The 20,026-nt window shown below is 60.7% G+C and carries 18 protein-coding genes and 1 pseudogene; 5 read left to right on the top strand and 14 right to left on the bottom strand.

Translation table 11 applies throughout. The annotated features are described in order from the left end of the window. Nucleotides 1–206: 206 nt before the first annotated feature. Nucleotides 207–1,448 carry a CaiB/BaiF CoA transferase family protein gene (locus tag AC2A1F_RS08920; protein ID WP_484208411.1) on the bottom strand — a complete coding sequence of 414 codons (1,242 nt, stop codon included), beginning with the start codon at nt 1,446–1,448 and terminating at the stop codon, nt 207–209. Further along, a complete protein-coding gene (locus AC2A1F_RS08915; RefSeq protein WP_484208410.1) occupies nt 1,445–2,251 on the bottom strand; it encodes a crotonase/enoyl-CoA hydratase family protein in 807 nt (268 codons plus the stop codon). Before AC2A1F_RS08915 ends, AC2A1F_RS08920 begins: the two co-directional genes overlap by 4 nt. A gap of 106 nt (nt 2,252–2,357) precedes the next feature. Between AC2A1F_RS08915 and AC2A1F_RS08910 the strand changes: the two genes are divergently transcribed. From AC2A1F_RS08910 to AC2A1F_RS08900, 3 genes are all read left to right on the top strand, one after another. Continuing rightward, nucleotides 2,358–3,233, top strand: a complete 876-nt coding sequence (locus AC2A1F_RS08910) for a LysR substrate-binding domain-containing protein (RefSeq protein WP_484208409.1) — start codon at nt 2,358–2,360, stop codon at nt 3,231–3,233. A 120-nt stretch (nt 3,234–3,353) separates the two neighbouring features. After that, nucleotides 3,354–4,499 (top strand): acyl-CoA dehydrogenase family protein, encoded by a 1,146-nt coding sequence (locus AC2A1F_RS08905; RefSeq protein WP_484208408.1) that lies wholly within the window; start codon nt 3,354–3,356, stop codon nt 4,497–4,499. Between the two features lie 17 nt (nt 4,500–4,516). Continuing rightward, the gene (locus AC2A1F_RS08900) at nt 4,517–5,476 is read left to right on the top strand and encodes an acyl-CoA dehydrogenase family protein (protein WP_484208407.1); all 960 of its coding nucleotides are present in this window, start codon (nt 4,517–4,519) and stop codon (nt 5,474–5,476) included. A gap of 124 nt (nt 5,477–5,600) precedes the next feature. On the opposite strand, the gene AC2A1F_RS08895 is transcribed toward AC2A1F_RS08900, so the two are convergent. From AC2A1F_RS08895 to AC2A1F_RS08870, 6 genes are read right to left on the bottom strand one after another with little or no spacing between them, the layout of a single operon-like run. Further along, the gene (locus AC2A1F_RS08895) at nt 5,601–6,350 is read right to left on the bottom strand and encodes an SDR family NAD(P)-dependent oxidoreductase (protein ID WP_484209012.1); all 750 of its coding nucleotides are present in this window, start codon (nt 6,348–6,350) and stop codon (nt 5,601–5,603) included. A 2-nt stretch (nt 6,351–6,352) separates the two neighbouring features. Beyond that, nucleotides 6,353–7,474: a Gfo/Idh/MocA family protein gene (locus AC2A1F_RS08890; RefSeq protein WP_484208406.1), complete on the bottom strand. Its 1,122-nt coding sequence runs from the start codon at nt 7,472–7,474 to the stop codon at nt 6,353–6,355. After that, a complete protein-coding gene (locus AC2A1F_RS08885; protein WP_484208405.1) occupies nt 7,471–8,325 on the bottom strand; it encodes a sugar phosphate isomerase/epimerase family protein in 855 nt (284 codons plus the stop codon). Before AC2A1F_RS08885 ends, AC2A1F_RS08890 begins: the two co-directional genes overlap by 4 nt. After that, nucleotides 8,325–9,557 carry a DUF1214 domain-containing protein gene (locus AC2A1F_RS08880; RefSeq protein ID WP_484208404.1) on the bottom strand — a complete coding sequence of 411 codons (1,233 nt, stop codon included), beginning with the start codon at nt 9,555–9,557 and terminating at the stop codon, nt 8,325–8,327. The genes AC2A1F_RS08885 and AC2A1F_RS08880 overlap by 1 nt, the downstream gene beginning before the upstream one ends. Before the next feature lie 2 nt (nt 9,558–9,559). After that, nucleotides 9,560–10,816, bottom strand: a complete 1,257-nt coding sequence (locus AC2A1F_RS08875; protein ID WP_484208403.1) for a sulfotransferase family protein — start codon at nt 10,814–10,816, stop codon at nt 9,560–9,562. Further along, nucleotides 10,813–11,910 carry a zinc-dependent alcohol dehydrogenase gene (locus tag AC2A1F_RS08870; RefSeq protein ID WP_484208402.1) on the bottom strand — a complete coding sequence of 366 codons (1,098 nt, stop codon included), beginning with the start codon at nt 11,908–11,910 and terminating at the stop codon, nt 10,813–10,815. Before AC2A1F_RS08870 ends, AC2A1F_RS08875 begins: the two co-directional genes overlap by 4 nt. A gap of 113 nt (nt 11,911–12,023) precedes the next feature. Here AC2A1F_RS08870 and AC2A1F_RS08865 point away from each other — a divergent pair, with 113 nt between their 5' ends. Further along, nucleotides 12,024–12,668, top strand: coding sequence for a TetR/AcrR family transcriptional regulator (locus AC2A1F_RS08865; RefSeq protein ID WP_484208401.1), 645 nt, complete (start codon nt 12,024–12,026; stop codon nt 12,666–12,668). 283 nt (nt 12,669–12,951) lie between these two features. Continuing rightward, nucleotides 12,952–13,140: pseudogene (locus AC2A1F_RS08860) on the top strand (integrase arm-type DNA-binding domain-containing protein); the annotation flags it as partial. Nucleotides 13,141–14,296: 1,156 nt separating this feature from the next. Here the strand turns inward: AC2A1F_RS08860 and AC2A1F_RS08855 are convergent. The 6 genes from AC2A1F_RS08855 to AC2A1F_RS08830 all read right to left on the bottom strand — a co-directional run bounded on the left by AC2A1F_RS08855 (nt 14,297) and on the right by AC2A1F_RS08830 (nt 20,026). Continuing rightward, on the bottom strand, nt 14,297–14,737 hold the full coding sequence (locus AC2A1F_RS08855) for a retropepsin-like aspartic protease family protein (RefSeq protein ID WP_484208400.1): 441 nt from the start codon (nt 14,735–14,737) through the stop codon (nt 14,297–14,299). Nucleotides 14,738–14,989: 252 nt separating this feature from the next. Then, the gene (locus tag AC2A1F_RS08850) at nt 14,990–15,901 is read right to left on the bottom strand and encodes a hypothetical protein (protein WP_484208399.1); all 912 of its coding nucleotides are present in this window, start codon (nt 15,899–15,901) and stop codon (nt 14,990–14,992) included. A 29-nt stretch (nt 15,902–15,930) separates the two neighbouring features. Beyond that, on the bottom strand, nt 15,931–16,590 hold the full coding sequence (locus AC2A1F_RS08845) for a hypothetical protein (RefSeq protein WP_484208398.1): 660 nt from the start codon (nt 16,588–16,590) through the stop codon (nt 15,931–15,933). A 54-nt stretch (nt 16,591–16,644) separates the two neighbouring features. Further along, entirely contained in the window at nt 16,645–17,313 is a 669-nt protein-coding gene (locus AC2A1F_RS08840; RefSeq protein ID WP_484208397.1) for an exosortase C-terminal domain/associated protein EpsI, read from the bottom strand. Further along, complete coding sequence (locus AC2A1F_RS08835; protein ID WP_484208396.1) at nt 17,310–18,080, bottom strand: exosortase/archaeosortase family protein; 771 nt, start codon at nt 18,078–18,080, stop codon at nt 17,310–17,312. Before AC2A1F_RS08835 ends, AC2A1F_RS08840 begins: the two co-directional genes overlap by 4 nt. Nucleotides 18,081–18,967: 887 nt before the next feature. Then, entirely contained in the window at nt 18,968–20,026 is a 1,059-nt protein-coding gene (locus AC2A1F_RS08830) for an ArsO family NAD(P)H-dependent flavin-containing monooxygenase (RefSeq protein WP_484208395.1), read from the bottom strand.

The following is a 20,026-nucleotide window of genomic DNA, read 5'->3' as shown; positions in this document are numbered from 1 at the left end:
CAACGGAGGAAGCCGCTTGTCCGCAGCGCATGCTTCGGTACCTCTTACCCAGTCCCGGCGGCATCGCGCAGGCTGCGATGTCACGATGTGCGGCAGTTCCACCCCGGCGTTTCTGCACGCCCATTCAAGCAGCGCCGCATAGCCTTTCGTCGCAAATTTGGGCACTGCCCCATCGAATTAGTGCCCGTCGATGTAGTTTGCGCCTTTCAGTACAACGTCTCTGCAATCACGCCGGCTTTGGCCAGGCGATGGATTTCATCCTGAGTCAGTCCCAACTTCTCTTTCAGAACCGCAAAAGTGTCTTCGCCCGAACGTGGAGGCGCATGGCGATAGGTCGCAGGCGAGGCCGAAAGCTGGGCCGGGAAGCCAAGCACCTTCACCGCTGTTCCGTCCGAACGCTCCATATCGTGGACAAGCCCGCGCGCCTTGATCTGTGGGTGTTCGAGCACGTCTGGAATCTCGTTCACTTTGCCACCGGGCAGCTTGGCTGCTTCCATAGCCGTGATCAGTTCATCCGATTTCCAGCGGGCGATAGCGGGCCGCATTTCGGCGAGCAGGGCTTCCCGGTTCACGCTGCGTCCCGCGCTGATGGCAAAGCGCTCATCATCGGCAAGCGCGGGTAGCCCGATCAATGCCATAAACGCCCGGAACTGGCGATCATTGCCCAGCGCCACAAGGATGCTGCCGTCGGAGCAGGCGAAATCCTGATAGGGCACAGTGTTGGGATGCTGGTTGCCCAACCGGCGCGGCACCATGCCGCCGTTCATCCAGTTCGAAGCCTGATTGGCCAGCAGCGCCACTTGCGTATCCAGCAGCGCAAGATCGATGCGCTGGCCTTCGCCCGTCGCGTGGCGATGGTTGAGCGCAGCCAGAACCGAGATCGATGCGTAAAGCCCGGTCGTAAGATCGCTGATCGGAATGCCGACCTTCATCGGCCCGCCGCCCGGTTCACCATCGGGCAGGCCGGTAACGCTCATCAATCCGCTCATGCCCTGCACAAGGAAATCATAACCGCCGTTGTCGCGCAGCGGGCCGGTCTGGCCGAAGCCGGTGATCGACAGGTAAATCAGGTCCGGCTTGATCGCGCGCAAGGAATCATAGTCCAGCCCGTACTTGACCAGCCCGCCCACGCGGAAATTCTCGATCACGATGTCCGCCTCAGCCACAAACTTGCGGATCAGCGCTGCGCCTTCGGGATCGGCCATGTTGATCGCCACCGAACGCTTGTTGCGGTTGGCGCAGAGGTAATAGGCCGAATCCCGGCTGCCATCGTCAAGGAACGGCGGCCCCCACTTGCGCGTGTCATCGCCTTGTCCTGGCTGCTCGATCTTGATCACTTCCGCGCCAAGATCACCCAGCACCTGCGAACACCACGGCCCTGCCAGCACGCGCGACAGGTCGAGCACCTTTATCCCGGTGAGCGGCCCGGTTGCGCCCGTTTCGCTCATTGGTCCTTGAACTCCGGCGCACGCTTTTCAAGGAAAGCGTCGATTGCTTCCTGGTGGTCCTGCGTGTGGTGTGCCAGCGCCTGATAAGCGGCGGACAGTTCCAGCAGCGGCGCCAGCTTCATGTCCTGCCCTTCGCGCAGCAGGCGCTTGGCCATGCGCGTGGCGTGGCCGGGGTTGGCGGCGATGGACTGCGCCACCTCGATTGCGCGCGGCAGCACCAGTTCAGGCGCGACGACTTCGCTGACAAGGCCATATTCCAGCGCCTTGGCCGCATCGATGGTATCGCCGGTCAGCGTCATCAGGCTGGCACGCGCCATGCCGATCACGCGCGGCAGCAACCATGCGCCGCCGTCGCCGGGCACGATGCCGAGCTTCACGAAGCTTTCGGCAAACAACGCCTTTTCCGATGCCACGCGAATATCGGCCATGCATGCAAGGTCAAGCCCCGCGCCGATGGCGGGACCGTTGACTGCCGCCACAACCGGCACTTCCAGTTCATAGAGCGCCGACGGGATCAACTGGATGCCGGTGCGATAGGCATTGCGCAGGGCGAACGGCGCGCCTCCGAACATGCCGGTCTTTTCCTGCATGTGCTTGACGTTGCCGCCCGCACAGAACGCCTTGCCCGCGCCGGTCATCACGACGGCTCGCACGCTCATGTCGCGCGTCGTGCGCGCGCAGAAATCGGCGATTTCCTCGCTATGTGCAGTTTCGGAAATGGCGTTGCGCGTGTCGGGGCGGTTGAGCGTGACGATCACGACGGGACCATCGCGTTCGATCAGCAGGAATGGGGTTTCGGCCATGGGCGCTTCCTCTGCGGTTATCGGGCTTTCTTGGATGAAACCGCTAGGGCAGACAGCCTGAAAGGGCTAATATTGATTTCTCCGCTTTCGATAGTGAGTGAATATCATGGACCTGCGCCAGCTTCGCTATTTCAGCGCGCTTGCCGAAACGCTGAACTTTCATCGCGCGGCAGAGCGCCTGCACATTTCGCAGCCGCCGCTGACCGTGGCGATCCGCAAGCTGGAGGAAGACCTCGGCGTCGCCTTGTTTGACCGCGATCCGCGCGGCGTGCGGTTGACAGCAGCCGGGCAGGCCGCGCTTGGCCCTGCGCGTGAGGCACTTGCAGCGGCAGAGCAAGTGCGTGAAGCAGTGCGCCAGGGTGCTGCAGGACTGCGCGGACGCCTATCAGTGGGCTTCATCGGCTCGGCCATTGGCGATCTGCTCCCTCGCATCGTCTCGCCCTTTCGCCTCGCCTTTCCACAGGTCGAATTGGCGCTTGAAGAGATGAACAGCGTTGAAATTGTCCGCGCCATTGCCGCGCGCCGTCTGGACATAGGGCTGGTTCGCCTGCCTGTGATGGATTCCAGCCCGGCCGCTATCGACGTGATAGAACGCGATGTGCTGGTCGCGGCGCTGCCGAAAGAAGACGTGCTTGCCCGCCGCAAAGCCATCCCGCTCAGCGCACTCGCGGATCGCTCCTTCATTATCTACAGCCCGGTCAGCGTACTGCACGCAACGATCCGGCTCGCCTGCCATCGCGCGGGATTTACGCCGTCCGTTGCGCAGGAGGCCGTGCAGGTGCAAACCATCCTTAGCCTTGTCCAAGCTGGGCTTGGCGTCGCGCTGATCCCTGCGCGCAGCGCCCGCTTTGCAGGGGCGGGGGTGCGCATCGTGACGCTCGATGATCCGGTGCCGATCGCAATGGGCATCGCCCGCGCTGGCGATGCCTCGGCTCTCGCTATGAATTTCGTCGCCACCGCGCTCAGCAGTTGTGACGGTTGATACTCAAAAGCTATCAAAAGAGACAAATTAAATATTTGAATCGGACGAGCCAAGCGCGCATCGCTCCACAAGTGAAAGGCAGGACATGCAGCCCGCCACCGGGAAAGGAGCCTGTCCCCCGTGTTCGATACCTTTACGCTTGCCCCCCTGCCGGCCGAGGACGAAGCCCTGCGACCCGCCATCCGCGCCTTTGTTGAGCGCCACATCGCGTCCATGCCACTCGATCGTCGTGCCCGCTCATGGCAAGGCTTCAGCGCTGATTTCAGCCGCGCACTGGGCGAGGCCGGGTTCCTGGGCCTTACCCTGCCCAAGGCCTATGGCGGGCACGAACAAGGCCCCTTCGCCCGCTTCGTCGTGGTCGAGGAATTGCTGAGCGCCGGTGCCCCCGTCGCCGCACACTGGATCGCCGACCGGCAAAGCGCGCCGCTGCTCCTGAACTTCGGCACAGAGGCACAGCGCCAGAAGCACATCCCCGCCATCTGCCGGGGCGAGCAGATATTCTGCATCGGCATGAGCGAACCGGGCGCTGGATCGGACCTTGCTGGCGTGCGCACCCGCGCTGACCGCACGGAGAACGGCTGGGTGGTCAATGGCCAGAAGATCTGGACCACCAATGCGATGCATTCGGACTACATGATCGCGTTGATCCGCACCTCGGGCACGTCGGCCGACCGTCAATCGGGCCTCTCGCAGCTGATCATCGATCTCAAAGCGCCCGGCGTCACCGTGCGGCCCATCGTCGATCTGACAGGCGACGCCCACTTTGCCGAAGTGTTCTTCGAAAACGTGGAACTGGGCGAAGACGCGCTGGTCGGCCAGGAGGGTGAGGGCTGGAAGCAGGTCGTCGCCGAACTCGCTTTCGAACGCTCCGGGCCGGAGCGCATCTATTCCAGCGTCGTGCTGCTCGATGCCTGGATCAGGCACATGCAGGCCGCAGGGCGCAACGATGCTGCGGCACTCGTTGGCCGCCTTACGGCAGAACTGGTCACGCTGCGCGCCATGTCCATTGCCTGCACGGCGCGGCTCGTGGCAGGCGAAAGCCCTGTCGTTGAGGCCAGCATCGTCAAGGATCGTGGCACTGGCTTCGAACAGGAACTGCCCGTGGTCATTGCCGATGATCTCGCCGCCCATCCTGATGAGCCAGTCAGCGAAGACCTCTATCGCACGCTGCTCTACGTTACCCATATCGCGCCCAGCTTCAGCCTGCGCGGCGGCACGCGCGAGATCCTGCGCGGGATCATCGCGCGCGGCATGGGCCTGCGGTGAAGGAAACAGAAATGGACATGAACGAACTTCTCGAACCCTTCATCCGTATGCTCGATGCGGCAGCGCCCGCTGCGGTCGTGCGCGCCATCGAAGCAGCCCAATCCGCCGCGCCGCTGTGGCAGGAATTCGCCGAATCCGGCTTCCTCGATGCGTTGGTGGCCGAAGAACACGGCGGTGCCGGTCTTTCGCTGGCCGATATCCAGCCACTGATCGAAGCGCTGGGCGCACGCGCCGTGCCGCTTCCGGTGGCCGAAACGATGGTCGCTCGCGCGCTGCTGGCACAAGCTGGTGTTGTCGCTCCCGAAGGACCGATCGTGCTCGTCACATCGCTGGCACAACCCGTGCCATGCGGGCTCGTGGCCGATCATGCGCTCGTCGATACCGGCGAAGCGCTGGTTCTGTGTGGCATCGCGGATATGTCACCCACCTCCACCGGCGTCGTCCATTCGCTTGCCGCGCGCCTGTCCGGCACGCCCCAAGGCACCACATTGCCACGTCCGGCCGCTGGGCTTCGCGCCATCGCCGCCGTGCTGCGCGCCAGCCTGATCGCCGGAGCCGCCGCGCGCCTGTGTGATGTGACCACGGCCTATGCCTCCGAACGTGTCCAGTTCGGCAAGCCCATTGGCCGTCAGCAGGCGCTCCAGCAGATGCTTGCGCTGATGGCTGAAGACATGATCGCCTGCCGCATCGCCGCACAGCTTGGCACCGCGCAAGGGATCGAAGTGCCGATGGCGGTTGCCGCCACGGCCAAGATCACAACGTCGTCCGCCGTCCCGCGTATCGCCGCCAGTGCCCATGCGGTGCACGGTGCCATCGGCATCAGCGAGGAATATGATCTGCAATTGCTGACCCGCCGCCTGCACGAATGGCGTATGGCCGATGGCTCGGAAGGGTACTGGTCACAGGTTCTCGGGTCCGCCCGGCTGGCTGGTGCGGAAAACAGCGTCGATTGGGTACGCCAATCTGTCTTTGCCTGAACTTGCAGCCGCGCCATTCACGGCGCGGCTGTTTTGGAGTCAGAGCTTGTCGGATAAGCGGTTTGGCCCCGTCACAGGACGGGTCTTACGACCGCCGGGCAGTTGCCGATCTTGTCATCTGACTCTAGCCCGAGATCGTATAGCCGCCGTCCACGGCCAGCGTCTGTCCGGTGATCCAGCTTGCTGCCGGACTGGCGAGGAAAGCGATCGCCTGCGCGATGTCATCCGGTTCACCCAATCGGCCCAGCGGTGTGCGGGCCAATGTGGGTGCGGTCCAAGCTTCTTGAGCGAATGTGCCTGCGGTCATGCCGCTGCGCGTAAGGCCCGCCGCCACCGCATTGGCGCGCACTCCGCGCTGCCCCCAGTGTGCCGCCATTGTACGGGTCAGGCCCACCAACCCGGTCTTGGCCGCGCCATATCCGGGCACGATGGGTATGCCGAAGAAACTGCTCATCGATGCAATGCTGATCACCGATCCGCCACCGGGCATATCGCTCGCCGCCAACAGATCGACTGTGCGCCGCGCCATGCGGAATGCGCCGTTCAGCAGCATGGCCACCGCGCGGTCAAACACATCGGGCTCCCATTCATCCAGTCCCAGCGAAGGTAATGCGATCCCGGCATTGTTCACCAGCACATCGAGCCGGGGCAGGGCGGCGGCCACCGCATCGATCTGCGCCTTGTCCTCGATCTCGAGCTGCAGGTAGCGATAGCCTGTCAGATCAGCATCGTATTCCCCGGCACAGCCGCGCGTGCCGGTGATCGTCACTACCGCTCCGGCATCGCGGAACAGCGCCGCACTGGCTGCGCCGATGCCGCTGGTGCCGCCGGTGACGAGGACGTGCGCGCCTGAAAAGTCGTGGCGAAGTCCCATTGTCATACCGCCTCCACGTCAACCCAGCGCTGCTGCGCATTCGAAAGACGCGCCGCATCAAGGATCGCCTGATTGGCCGCAGCATCACGGAAATCGCCTGCGCGATCCGGCAGCGGCGGGGCGTCGCCAGCAATCTTTGCGCTGATCTGGCCGAACAGTTTGGCATAAGGCGCGACATCGAAGCCCTGGCTGTGCCAACGGTCCATCTCGGTCTGCACCAGCTCGCTGATCGGGAAAGGCTCAGGCGCGGGGTTGACCAGTTCGGGCGGCATTTCCACCATGCGCGCGCCGTTTGTGTCCTGCACCCACACCTGCTCCGGCTCGCCGAAGGCTGCGCCCGATTGGATCCACGCCGCGCCGGTTGTTCCGGCCACTTTGGTGGACATCACGAACGGGCCGGGGAAGCACAAGGCCGCCTCCAGCAGCCCCATGCAGCCCGAAGCGGTGCGGAATTGCAGCGTGTAGTAATCGTCCGAAGTCTGAGTCGGTCGCCCCGGTGACAGCTTGCGCAGCACAGCGCTGACCGCCGCAAACTCGCCCACCGTCACCCGTGCCTGATCAATCATGTGCGTGCCGAATGCGCCAAGGAAGCCGCCCCCTTGCGCTGCATCCAGCCACCAGTCGGCCAGCGGCTCGTCTGCATCGCCTCCCGGCTGCTGGTAGATACGGTGGAACATCACCGGATCGCCAATCGCGCCCGATTGCACCACCCGTGTCAGCAGCGCCTGCGCTGAATCAAAACGGAATTCCGCGCCAAGCGCATGGACGACGCCAGCAGCTTCAGCCGCGGCCAGCATCTCGCGCGCCTGTGCCAGATCGCGGGCAAAGGGCTTTTCGCACATCACCGCACGACCTGCCGCAATGGCCTGCATCACCGGGGTATAGTGCGCGTGTGGAGGGGTCGCCACGGTGACAATCTTGATTGCGGGGTCATTCGCCAGCAGCCCCGCCAGATCGTTCGACGCCACCGGAATGCCCAGCGGGGCGCTACGCGCGCGGGTTTTTTCCAGATCGCGGCCCACGATGGCGCGCACTTCAAACCCCGCATCACGCAAGGCGCGCACATGGGTGAACAGGCCGAAGCCGGTGCCGACGACGACCGCGCCGATAGGAGTGCTGCTCATGCTGTGTCTCTCGCCTTGGCCAGAACGGCGCGCGCGGCGCTTGCCCAATCCTGCGCGACCTGCGCGATGGACTGGTCATTCTGACGTGTGTTGAAAACTTCGACGCCGAAGGGCGCGGTCGATCCGATCCGGTCGAGCGTCTGGATCAGCCCCACCAGATCGAACGCGCCTTCACCCGGCAGCAGGCGCGCGGTCATCAGTTCGGTCCACAAGTTCGCGCTGGCTTGCGCAGGCGCATCGCACAGTTGCACTGCATGGATGCGCTCGCCGGGAATGGCCGCGAGTTCTGCCAGCATTGATCCGCTACGGAACAGGTGCCACGCATCGATCGTCAAGCCACCGTTGTCGCGCCCTGCCTCGCGGACGATCCCCCATGCTTCGGTTAGTGTGCGAATGCCGCCCACGGGGATGAATTCTATATGCGCACGCAGGCCGTGTTCGGCGGCCATGTCGCATAGTTTGGCAAAGCCTTCCGCCGCATCATCGAGCGGCGCGGGCGTGGGCGAAAGGTCAATCGCGGCCACTGAACGCGCGCCGATCCGCGCAGCGGTGGCAATCACGCGCTCGGGCGTCAGGCCGCGCAAAAGTTGCGCCAAGTCGCTGTCATCGCCGCTGCGCTGGCGCTCTATCCAGCATGCGGTGCAGTCGATCTCGGCCACTGTCAGGCCCGCATCGGCAATCCGCATGACCAGATCGGCGGCGCTGTGGCCCTGTTCTTCGGCGGCCCAGACATCACTCGGTTGGAGCGCGATGGCGGAAAAACCGGCCGTAGCGGCAGGCGCAAGGCGTTCCAGCAGCGGCACGTGCGCCAGCGGTGCCGGGCAGAGGGAAAGGGCATTGTGCATGGCCATCAATCGACAAACTGACCGGTCAGCACAGCTTTTGCGGGATCGAGCGCGGCGAGGCCCTGCGTTTCCAGATCAGCCAGCGGCAATCGCCACAAAGTGACTGGCGCGGTGGCCTCGGTCAGCACAAAGCGCAGACCCCAGATGCCGCGTTCGTGGCCATAGCTGTTGATCCAGTTGCCGCCCGCGCCAGGATCACGCTCGGAAATCACTACGCGCACCCGGCCATCCGCTTCGGCGGCGTGGCGGTAGTTGCTGATCCAGCCATTGCCGTCCTCGAACGTGTCGAGGTTTTCCTGCCAGACGTTGCACAGCTGGAAGTTCCAGTATTCGCACGGCGGTGGCGTGAATTCGAGCACCAGTGCCTCATCCAGCTCCTTCTCCCAGCCGCCGAAAGCCATGTGGCGATCCGGCACGCCACCGTTGGAAAGATACTGCGCGCGGCTGTAATCCAGCCGGTTGAGCTTGGCCGAAAAGTTGCCCTGCGTGCCCTGCCACCAGTTGCGCACCAGTTCGGCATATCCCAACACGGCCTGCCCGGTCCATGCGAGGTTGTCTGCGATCAGCGAGGGCGTGACAGGTTCGGGCGGTGCGTTGTCCGCGCGCGCTATGGTCATGGCCGGGGCCTGTTCGTTTGTACGGTCGGACCAGACGAGGCGGATCAGGATGCAGTTGGTTGCGGGCGTCAGCTTCAGCCAGTTGCGCCCGCTACCGGGGTCGTTCTGCGACAGCACGACCTCGAACGTCCCATCATCGGCAAACGTCAACTGCCCTGAATGCAGAAAGCCGGTGGTCTTCAGGTTCGAAGGATCGAACGCCTTCAGCCCAGCAATGCCCTGCGCCGCCCAGTCCTGAGCACCCGGTGCATCAGGCGCAGGGCAGGTGCACAGTGCCATCACAAAATAGGGGAGTGTGCCGTGTGTGCCGGTGATCACATAATCGCGCGCCTCATCAAACTGGCACATCAGGTGATCCTGATCGACCGTCTGCACATTGATCGATTGCCGCCACACCATATCGCGCAGACGCGGGCGGGTGGGTTCGGCGTTCTCGATCAGGCGCTCCATGCTCGACCGGGCAAGGCGCGACATGAAGCGATACCATTCGGCGCGGTCCAGATCGGACAGCGGACCGTCAAAGCTCTCGATATGGCGGCCTGCCACTTTCAGCGTATCGCAAAAATCATCCCACGCCTGTCCAGAAAGCAGGCGTTCGCGCGCGGTGTCGTGCGCTGTCATCGTCAATTCTCCTGCTTCACGTGAAAGCGCTCGTAATAGAAGGCAAACCGCTGCCGCAGCGCGGCCACGTCCACTCCGAACACGCCTTCCAGATCGTAGACGACCTTGCCGTGCGCATGGCGCGGGTTCTCGGACAGGTATCCCAGCAGCTTGGCTTCGGTCTCAGGCGGCAGGTCCAGCCCGGCCAGCGCATAGACCTGTCGCGCTACGCCTTCCTGATCGCCCATGTATTCGTGGAACAGCACATCCAGCGACTGGTCCGGCCCGAAGGCATCGCGCTGCTCCACACATTCGCGCAGCAACCGCTCGATCCGGCCAGACCACAACGTAGCCAGCGCAGGCGGATCAACGGGATTGCGCCGCGTGCGGTCAGAATAGCCCAGCATTGTGGTGAGCGAGCGCAGCACGTCCACCGGATCACGGTGCGTGATGATCATGGTGGCGTCTGGGAATACCGCCTTGATCGCGGCGAGGTTTTCCATGTGCTGCGGCGATTTGAGCAGCCAGCGCCGCCGCCCTTGCTCACCGCGCTGCCACGCCAGCACCTGCAGCACCTTCTTTTCATAGGCGTAGGATGCAGTGCGATCATGCGTGAGGTAATGGTCGGTCCAGCGCGGCAGGCGTGCGGAAAACTCCCAGTTGTAGCAGTTCATGTCCATGAACAGCAGTTCGTTGTCCTCATGGATATCGTGCGCGGTCATCTCGTGCATCGCGGCCATGTGCGGCACCAGCGCGCCAAACGCGCCCCAATATGCGGCTGAGCGCGCAATGCGGGGGTCTTCTGCGCCCGGCGGAACCGCAGCGGACGGCACCGGCTCTTCCGATTCCCACAGCGTCAGCGCATTGAGTCGGTCATCGCGCGAAAGCCAGTTGACCAGATGTGTGGTGCCCGAACGCGGCAGCCCGGCGATGAATATCGGGCGATTGATGGGAATGTTGAGGATTTCGGGATGGCGCCCGATCAGATCCTCGATCCGCAGCCGGTTGGCCATGGCCCGCACCGCCTGCCGCAGCACGAAAACCTGCCCCCCGCGCGTCAGCCCCTCGTCCTCGTAAAGCGCTTCGAGGATCACCCCGAGCCGCGTTCGGAAACCGGTATCCTCTCCGAAGTTCGAGAGGCCGGTTTGCGCCATCGCTTGCGTCAGCACTTCGTCGGCGCTTATCGGGCAGGGGAAATCGGCAGGCCCTGCGCGCCATGCGGCAAGCGCGGGTGTCACCACCGGATCGGCCATGTCGTCGATTTCGATAAGTCTGGTCATGAGGCCTCCGGGAACGTGAGCATGACCTTGGCCGCGCGCGCGCCGTCGGCGGCCACGGCAAGCGCCTCGTGGAATCGGGAAAAGTCGAAGCTGTGGCTGATCAGCGCAGAAAGGTCCTGCGTCCTTTGCGCCAGCATCGCGATGGCCTCGCCGAACTCTGCAGCGCGGTTATCGGCGATCGAGCCTGCCACGGTGATCTCGTTGGCCATCATCCGCCACAGGTCGAGCGCCATCGGCTTGTGATGCAGCGCGATCACCGCGATCCTTGCGCGGTACTTCGCTACCGCCACAACTTTCGCTAGTGCGCCAGCCGAGCCTGCGCAATCGACGAACAGGTCAGTCTTGACGAAGGGACTGCCGAACCGCTCGCCCCGCCCGTGGAACTGCGCGAGCGCATCGGTCAGCGGCTCGTCGGCAACATTAACCGCAAGGCCTGCGCCCAGAGCGCGCGCCCGATCGAGCCGCTCAGGCACCCGGTCGAAGATTGCTATGTCCTTCGCGCCCAGATGCTGCGCCATGACCAGGGTGCACAGGCCGATGGGGCCTGCGCCGAGAATGGCGATCTTGTCCAAGGCACAAGCCCCGCCCACGCGCAACCCATGCAGGCCTACGGACAGTGGCTCTGCCAGCGCGGCATGGGCAAACGACAAGTGGTCAGGCAGCACAAACAGCGTCTCGCCGATTTCGGCTCCGGCCACGCGGATAAATGGTGCCATCGCCCCATCCGGCCCGCCGCCGCCGATGTAGGCGCGATCAGGATTGACCGCGACGCGCAGTCCCGGCGCAATGCCCTGCACATCGCTGCCCACTGACACCACGGTGCCGGCAAATTCGTGGCCGATCGGCAGAGGTGCGGCCAGAGGCTCAACGCCGCCAAGTCCGCCTTGCTCAATGTAGCCAAGATCACTGCCGCAAATACCACATGCGCCAATTCGCACCAGCGCATCGCCGGGGCCCACAGACGGCATCGGAACACTGTCTAAGCGCACGTCACCTGCACCATGCACGCGGGCGAGTTCGAGTGTGTCTGGCACGTCCAGCCGCGCGGTCATCCGCCTTGCCTCTCCACATTGCCCATCGGAATCGTGGGCCATGAGGAAAATTATACTACAAGGTATATTTAGCAAGTGCTATTTACGTAGCGCGCCTGCATGGGCACACACTGGGGCATGCACATGGGCAAACAGGGGCTGTGAAGGGAACACCGATGCATGACGCGGCAATGGGGCCGGGGCCTAATTCGCCAGCAGCCCGTGGGCGACCATCAGCCGAAGCCACCCGTATCAGGATGGCGCATCTTCTCTCAGTGGCACGCGGCATCTTCGTGAAGCGGGGCTATCGTGCCACAACGATGGACGAGGTTGCAGCTGCTACCGGGATTACGAAGCGCACACTCTATGCCTGGCATGCAGATAAGGAGTCGCTGTTTCGGGCCTGTGTCATGCTGGGGGCGGAGCGCTTTCCCCGGCTCAGTCCGCAACCCGGTGTCGATGCCACCACAGGGCTTGAACGGTACGTCGTGGAATTGCACACTGAACTGGTCCGCGAGGACAGTTACGGGATGGGAGCGCTGTTCCTGCGTGAGGCGGGTGATTATCCCGAGCTCGCCGGTTCCATCCAGCGCGGGCATTTCGATTTCCTGATCAATCCGCTGGCCGCGTTCCTGCGCAAACATGCGCTCGAAGAGGAGCAGAGTGTCGAGCGTACCATGCTGTTCGTGGCCATGGCGCTGATGCCTTTGCACAATACGATGCTCGTGGGCTTGCCGCTGCCGGGCGTTGATCAGATTGCGGCCCACGCGCGACGATGCGTTGCGATTTTCTTGAACGGAAGTGCGGCCAAAAGCGCATAGGCATTGCGCATCCCAACTGCGCCCCAGTGATGGCATGGCGGCGACACGGATTGCGGCGCGAAGACGCTGCGCCCCAAAGGCGATAATCTCGCTGACATGTCGAAAGAAAACTGGAGCGGGCGAAGGGATTCAAACCCTCGACCCCAACCTTGGCAAAATATTTCAGCCCCGTTTTTCGAACTTTCTCAAGTGCGATTGTCTCCGTTCATGATCCCCGCGAAACGCTTAAATCTGGAGACAAAGCACCCTCCTGAAATCTTTGTCCCCAAATGCAGGGTCAAATATGCCGTCAGCGAAGTTGAACAAGCGCAATGTGGACGCATTCGCGCCGCCTAAAGATAAACAGGCCGTCCTGTGGGACAGCGAAATTCGGGGTTTCGGCTTGCGGGCGCTTCCGTCGGGGCTCAGGACCTTCATCGTTCAGTATCGGAACATCGATGGGATCAAGCGGCGCATCAATTTTGGCCGCTACGATGGCTCGGCGCGCTGGCGTGCTGCCAATTCGGGTGGCGGCTACTAGATACAGATAGCCGCCAGTCAACCCGAGAGAAAACCATGTCCGACCTCGCTTCAAGGCAGTCGTCAAATTTTTCCGGCTTTAACAAGCCTGCGTTGAGCCTCCAGTTGGTCGACTCTGTTTGGATCAAACCCTTTAGTGGTTTGATTCTAACATTCGAACGCGAGAGCGCTGCCAGCGGGACTTGAATGTCAAAATCAATCCACTAGCCAGCGTGGAAGCTTCAGCTTTTCGACGTCCACAGCTACGTTGTCCTTGTCTATCTGTTGGCCATGACAACGCCGACTTTAAGAAATGACCAATATTCAAGACAAGATCCCGACGGCATCCTCCACGCGTTTCGAGCCTGCATCGGCTGAACATCCGGCTCCACTTCAGTTGTTGTCGACGGTCAATTTGGCACAAAGGCTCAATTGCTCAACAGTTGACTCGCTTTCAGGCCACTGTATGCCGACGAGATCAACGAGGAATACACGGTTTGCATGTGCGGGCCTGATGAAGGAAGGCGAACTGGAATGCGTACAGGGGAGGTGCTCGTTCTTACCACACGGCTTCGTAGGCTGACTTTGGCATTGGTGGCACTGGGTCTTGGTGCCTCGTTCGCCGATTATTCTTCACGAAGTTTGTTGGTGTTGCCTGAACAACCCAGGGCCGCCTTTGCGAGCGTGACAGAGCCCACTGGCACGTCCTATAGCGCTGGTTACCTTGTTGAAGCCGTCCCGGTGAATGCCACTGCCGTGCGACGAGCAAGGCGCTTGATCTCTGATACGAGTTCGCAGACCGCGCGAGTAGGCATACCGCTTAGCGCTGAGCCGTTATCAGCGGTCAGTGATATTGTAATTTCTGGTGCAGGCGCACCGATTCCCGAAATACGGTCGTTTCAGCCTCTGCCAGCAATTCCTTCAAACGTAGAGCCTGGAGCTTTTGCCGGCATAAACGGCAACCTTGGAACCGGAACCTCTCCCGAAACCCCACCTCCGGCCGTGCCTGAACCTCCGGCTTGGATCCTGGGCTTGTCCGGATTGGCCTTCGCGGCCGCCTTCAGGTATCGGACCAAGTTGACTGGCGGCCGCCGCGCCAAAGGCCTTGCCTGATCGGAATTGCCTTCTGGTCAGAATGAACGACGCTGGATGGTTAGTTTGTCCCCGTCGATCTCAATCCGGCCGAGTTGTGAGAGAGTGTTTAAGCCCATCAGCGCGATGGCTTGATCGTTTTCTTGTATAGCTACAGGAACGTCGGTCAACGCCATGCCTGCTGTCTCCAGTTTCGGCACATTGGCAAGCGTGACGTCTTGCATACCACCTACCGTCGTAACTTGCGCTTTTCCCTTGGCGGCAAGGCCGATGCGCGCTGCGGCAGACCGGGGCAGGATCAGCATATTTGTTCCGGTGTCGATCAGGAACGTAACCGAGACTCTGCCAATTCTGGCGGGGAGGTAAAAGAAGCCGTCAGCGCTTCTCGCCACTTCAATAACGCCTCCAACGCCTTCAACATTGTCAGAAATTCTGGCACCGTGTAAGATCCCAGATCCTTCCGTGCGACCATGTGCCACGTCGCTTGCTTGCGGGGCCAAGGTTGCACCTGCAGTCAAGACCGCGAGGGCCAAGGCGAATAAGGACGGGACGCTCGACATACTGTGCGAATGCCAGATGCCGGTTGTAGAAGCGTGCCGGATTATGATTAATGGGGCGGTAGGAACTGGCGCTAAAGAAGTGGTCTATGCGAAGTCAGGCGTTTGCATCAGGCGTTTGCGTCAGGCAGTTGCGGCGCATGACAGCCCGAAATCAGTTAAGTCAGGCCCCCCTTAGCTCCGAAATGGAACGACTGCTCCCTTGCTGTTGTCGGCCCATGCCTTGATCTGTCGGTCGAGCACCCGGTACCAGTGCAATTGTGCAAGACCCATTGCAATCAAGACCAGTGCGGCCAGTAAGAGGATGCGGGAGGTCTGGACATAAGGCATGCGCGCGCTTTCCAACGAAGCAACAAGCAGAACCGCGTTGTCCGAAACCCGAAACCCGGCATCCCGGTATAGTTGCAGCAGCGGTCCCGGGACTGGAACAGGGGCCGTGCTGCCCGTCAGCCTGATAGTGCGCGATGGCAAAGGCTTTTTCGTCTCTACTTCCAAGAAAAAGGCAATGGCCTCGTTCGGTGCGGATTGTAGTGGTGCGACATTGACTGTGCGGCTGAAGAACAACGAATTACTCTGATATCGCGCGACTCTGTCCAACCGCAACATGACTTCATCGAGCGCCATACGCTGCACAGTTGAGGGCTCGCTTGCGTCCGCTGCAAGATATTGCTGCATTGTCGGCACGAGTTGGATCGAATAGCCGTAGGCCAAGATGGCACATGCCACCATAATAATCGCAGCACCAACCGCAAAAAACTCACGATATGCCAACTTTGCCCGCATGAGCAAGGCCATGGGCTCAGCCTTCAGAAGTTGTTCCGTCCGAGACTTGGTTGACCGCTTAATCAGAACTATAACTAGCGGTGCTATTACTAGCATTACCGTGATGGCAATTGTTGCTGTGGAGTGGAATGTCCCGAAAGTATCGTATTGCCATTCTGCCAGCAGAGCCATGAGCCCATTGTAGCGGTAAAGTTGCCAAGACAGGCCGATTGAAACGACGACGGCAAGCAGGATTGCAACCGTCACGATCGTGTGTGTCCGCACTCCCTGACCCGCTCTGGCGGAATTGCCTTTGTTTGTCATTCCTGTCCCCTCACCTTGTCTGCCAGCTGTTATGCGCCTGGCCCCATGCCTTGTTCGTACTTTACCGCTCCCCTTGCGTGGCTCGCTTCGAGCAGTGAGCGTACTTGCTGATCGATCTGATCTTCAACCCACAAGGCCCGTGCCTGTTCTTCGTCGTCCTGGGGAGACAAGGGGGCCGGGCTTCTTGCAGCAATTCGGTACGGAACATCGTCAATCGTTACCGTCTTCCCTGGGATCGAAAGAATGTCCCAGTAAGTTTTGTCAAGTTGCGCGGTATCGATGAGCTTTTCTCCACTGTCGCCCAGCGGGGTTTCGGTCGGTACAAGCGTGATCAACTCTCGCTTCGCAAACAGCCACGGCCGTTGTTCGGCAAATCGGAAAAGGTCTTTCAGTCCGGGGCGCGGCAGCTTTCGAGCCATCCTGCGTTTGAGAGCGTCAACCAGCAATTCTTCCCGGGCTTTACGAAAATCAGCCAAGTAGCCCGGGTCGGCATCAACATTTTGCTTGTGTGCATTAGCTACCAACAGCTTTCTGTCGATGACCTTCTGCAAAACATCCTGGGTGGCGTCACCGAATTGTCGCTGCTCTGCGAGCAGGTCACGCCTCGTGACTTCAACGCCTTCCACTGTGGCCAAAACTTGGTCGTCAACGGCATTGGGATTGCATGCGGCCACCAAAAGGCCTGCCACAGGTGCAAAGAGTCGCAACCTCATTTCAAATGCGAGCCTCATCCTTCGCATGCTTTATGCCCCGAACACAAAGTTGGCTGCCCCGACTGTCATGCCTGATGCAAATTCCCGGGCGAAACTGCACAATTCATCCACCGCCCGCTCGCCTTCAAGTTCAGTGGTTGAAAGCCGGACCAGCAGCCCATCGGCTAGAGTGCCTGATAGGAAACTTCCGACGATCTTGGAACGGACCTGCCATTGCGTTTGCGGGAAGGAATCGCCGACCCTTGACCAGTAAAGCACAGTCTCTGTCCGCCTGCCGCGCTTCGCTATCAGGATGCGCGCAGGCACTGCTTTGCCAACAAGAATCAGATCGAAGTCAGCGATACTGATGATGGTAAATCCCGAAGAAGGATAGCATATTTGGGGGCTGTGTAACTGCAACGCATAGTCCTGAACAGCGCCATATGCCACAAGGCAGTAGAGTGAGCGACCTGCCGAGTTGCGATAGCCTTTCAGGATCTGCGCATTGTAAGTGGCGCTTTCGAGGCTGCTTTTCAGCGGCAGGATGAAATCGGAAAGCTCCACGTTCTCCCAACCCTTGACATGCTCCAGCGCCGCCTCGGTAAGCGCCAGACCACGCGTCGAGACAAGCCGTCTGTTCGGGCGAGTTAACGCGACCGCCCCGGTTCCTGTAGCAAGTGCTAAAGCCAGAATCAGATGCCTGCGATCGATCGGCTTCATTTCACTACTCTCAATGCAACTGAGATCGCCTTGTCGACTGTCAGGCTGAGCATTATGGCGAGAATGAAGCTGAACAGTCCTGACAAAGGATGGACGACAGAATGCAGCACCGTAGTTCCCTGACTATGAACTGCGATCGCCAACAGCGCCACGCGCAAAACATTGGCCAGAAATGCAATTGGTAGAGCTAAGACTAGCAGATAACCGATCCGGAACGGCTCGCTTCGGTGGACCCATCTGGCATATATGATCGTCACTGCAATAAGGCTCACCGTCGAACTCAGACCGGAACAGGCAAGCTCAACGGACATCTCGTACTGGTCAATGAACAACATGTTGTCACTATACGCTGCTTCCAATCCCGCGAATTGCAGCAACTCAGTCGCAATCCTCGCCAGGGCCGCACCCAACCATGCACCACCGGAATACGTCAGACTGTAAGGCAGTGGCACGACGAGTAGAAGATAAAGCAACGGGAACCAAAGCTTGCGTAGGACCCTTAAGCCATGGAGCCAGTAAATTCCCGAAACCAATACGATCCAGGCGGCAGCTACCGCAAGTGCAGTGAAGGCAATTCCGATGGCGATGGTGTAAAGTACACAGCCCAAAGTACAAAAAAGGGCAAAAGCGTAACCATTTCCCTCCTCTTCATACCGCTGATGCAACCGAATCTCATACCATAGCACGCCGAGGCCCATCATCAGCGTCAAGGGCCCTATACTGCCAGACTCCGTCTGCCAGGCAGTGCTGGCAAGAAGAGCAAGCATGGGAACGGTCCATGTCAAGGCCGAGACAAGCAAAATTGCCGCGGCGACAAGTCCTGGATGCGCTAAGCTGCTTTGAGACGATTGCTTAAGCGATTGCACAAGAATCTTCTACGCTCAACACAGTCCAAGTTCAATCCTGCCTGCAACCATGATTGGAGTGGAGCGTTAAAGCCGGTTGCGCACGGTTCTTCAGACCGCTTCGATCGTGCTTATCCTGGCGTTGAAACCTGGGGCGGGCAATGTGGATTCTGGGTTTGCTCCACGCTCATTGAATTAGAAGATTCCGCGTAGGGCGCGCCATTATTTCATCCGCCAGCGCGATCGCTGCCTTCCCGTAAAAGCTGGTCGTCACGAGTCATGGCCACAGCATCAACACGGCGATCCAGCATGGTTCATGTAGTTTGGATCTTATGACCAGCTTTCTCTAATATGCTCACCAGCGGAACGTCACGCGTTATTGTCCTACGGGCCATCTATACCAAGTTGCGAACTACATTTGCTTTTGGACGCTCGGCATTTGAGTCGCAGTGACTGGACATGTGAATCAAAACTGACCATCCACATCCTTCTCGCTGATCGACCGCTTCCGGCTAGATATGACGATCAACGCAGCCAATCTGAGCGACCGGGTCTGGTCGCGTGCTGTCTGAAGCGGACCGCAGCATCGTGGGACATTCCGTCTGATCTCTATTTCTATCGGCATTGGCTGGGGGCGCCGAAACCGGTCAGTCATGAAGTGGCGCCTATGTTTGTGACGAAGACCGGATTTGGGCCAATTGCCCACGCCATACTGAGCCACGCCACGCCACGCCACGCACCCGTGACCGTTGCTATTCGTCTTAAGGTAGTTTTGGGTTGTTGGGGCGCTTGCCGCGTTGGTATAAACGCTACGCCTTATCAACAACGCCCTGCTCTCGTCTGAATATCGCCAAGGCCAAGTCCCGTGCGGTCCGTGCCGCTCCCATCAAGGTGGCCGAACCCGGCCCGGTCCAATCGCCGAAACCTGCCAGCCAAAGCCGTGGCTCTTTGACGGAGCGATGGGCTTCAACCAGCACACGTCCGTCAGGCTCCAGGACATCAAGGGGGCCTAGATAATCCAGTGCGGGACGAAAGCCGGTACACCAGATTACGGCGTCAATGGCCATTTCCGAACCGTCTGCCCAGATGACACCGGTGCCGGTCATTCGATCAAATGGCCGCACAGATACCAAATCACCCCGCTCTCTTGCTGCTTTTACGGGCGGGACTTGGACAATATCACCAATGCCGCCAACGGGCGTGCTCTGGGGACCTGCTTTCATTCGCGCGACGGCGCGTTCGAACAGGACGCGGCCATCAACATCTTCGGGCAGGAACAACGGGTCTTGCGTGGTAACCCACAACGCCCGCGCCACCGGTGCAACTTCGGCCATGATCTGTGCGCCGCTGTTGCCGCCACCAACCACCAGCACGGTTTGGCCGGCAAAATCGTCAGGGCTGATATATTGTGCGGAATGGATCTGGGTGCCCTTGAACACATCGCGACCCACGATGTCGGGAATGTGCGGCTTGGACCATGTTCCTGTCGCACCTACGACTGCGCGTGCCGCAAATCGGCCTGTATCGGTCACAAGCTCCAGATGGTCATCTAAGCGCTCGACCGATTGCACCTGCACAGGTCGCTTGATTGGAAGGTCATAGCGCGCTTCATAGCGGGTCAGGTAATCGAGGACGTCGTCACGCGTGGGATAGCCCTCGTGCTGCGTGGGCGGCATCAACCATCCGGGCAGCGAACTGTAGCCAGCAGGGGAAAACAGCCGCAGCGAGTCCCACCCGTGTCGCCAAGCACCGCCGGGGCCGTGTTCAGCATCAAGGATCAAGAAATCCGCTTTGGCCCGACGCAGATAATAGCCAAGCGCCAGCGCCATCTGGCCTCCGCCGACGATAACGATGTCGTGCGATTCCAT

Source organism: Novosphingobium sp. HNCC26BN242, assembly GCF_057180525.1.
Note: the sequence above shows the minus strand (reverse complement) of the source record. Positions and strands in the feature narration are given on the sequence as shown.

What these genes read in the sequence shown, in the direction of transcription:
- AC2A1F_RS08920 (WP_484208411.1), bottom strand. Translation starts at nt 1,448, where the DNA reads ATGAGCGAAACGGGCGCAACCGGGCCGCTCACCGGGATAAAGGTGCTC.
- AC2A1F_RS08915 (WP_484208410.1), bottom strand. Translation starts at nt 2,251, where the DNA reads ATGGCCGAAACCCCATTCCTGCTGATCGAACGCGATGGTCCCGTCGTG.
- AC2A1F_RS08910 (WP_484208409.1), top strand. Translation starts at nt 2,358, where the DNA reads ATGGACCTGCGCCAGCTTCGCTATTTCAGCGCGCTTGCCGAAACGCTG.
- AC2A1F_RS08900 (WP_484208407.1), top strand. Translation starts at nt 4,517, where the DNA reads ATGAACGAACTTCTCGAACCCTTCATCCGTATGCTCGATGCGGCAGCG.
- AC2A1F_RS08895 (WP_484209012.1), bottom strand. Translation starts at nt 6,350, where the DNA reads ATGGGACTTCGCCACGACTTTTCAGGCGCGCACGTCCTCGTCACCGGC.
- AC2A1F_RS08890 (WP_484208406.1), bottom strand. Translation starts at nt 7,474, where the DNA reads ATGAGCAGCACTCCTATCGGCGCGGTCGTCGTCGGCACCGGCTTCGGC.
- AC2A1F_RS08885 (WP_484208405.1), bottom strand. Translation starts at nt 8,325, where the DNA reads ATGGCCATGCACAATGCCCTTTCCCTCTGCCCGGCACCGCTGGCGCAC.
- AC2A1F_RS08880 (WP_484208404.1), bottom strand. Translation starts at nt 9,557, where the DNA reads ATGACAGCGCACGACACCGCGCGCGAACGCCTGCTTTCTGGACAGGCG.
- AC2A1F_RS08875 (WP_484208403.1), bottom strand. Translation starts at nt 10,816, where the DNA reads ATGACCAGACTTATCGAAATCGACGACATGGCCGATCCGGTGGTGACA.
- AC2A1F_RS08870 (WP_484208402.1), bottom strand. Translation starts at nt 11,910, where the DNA reads ATGGCCCACGATTCCGATGGGCAATGTGGAGAGGCAAGGCGGATGACC.
- AC2A1F_RS08865 (WP_484208401.1), top strand. Translation starts at nt 12,024, where the DNA reads ATGCATGACGCGGCAATGGGGCCGGGGCCTAATTCGCCAGCAGCCCGT.
- AC2A1F_RS08850 (WP_484208399.1), bottom strand. Translation starts at nt 15,901, where the DNA reads ATGACAAACAAAGGCAATTCCGCCAGAGCGGGTCAGGGAGTGCGGACA.
- AC2A1F_RS08840 (WP_484208397.1), bottom strand. Translation starts at nt 17,313, where the DNA reads ATGAAGCCGATCGATCGCAGGCATCTGATTCTGGCTTTAGCACTTGCT.
- AC2A1F_RS08835 (WP_484208396.1), bottom strand. Translation starts at nt 18,080, where the DNA reads ATGCTTGCTCTTCTTGCCAGCACTGCCTGGCAGACGGAGTCTGGCAGT.
- AC2A1F_RS08830 (WP_484208395.1), bottom strand. Translation starts at nt 20,026, where the DNA reads ATGGAATCGCACGACATCGTTATCGTCGGCGGAGGCCAGATGGCGCTG.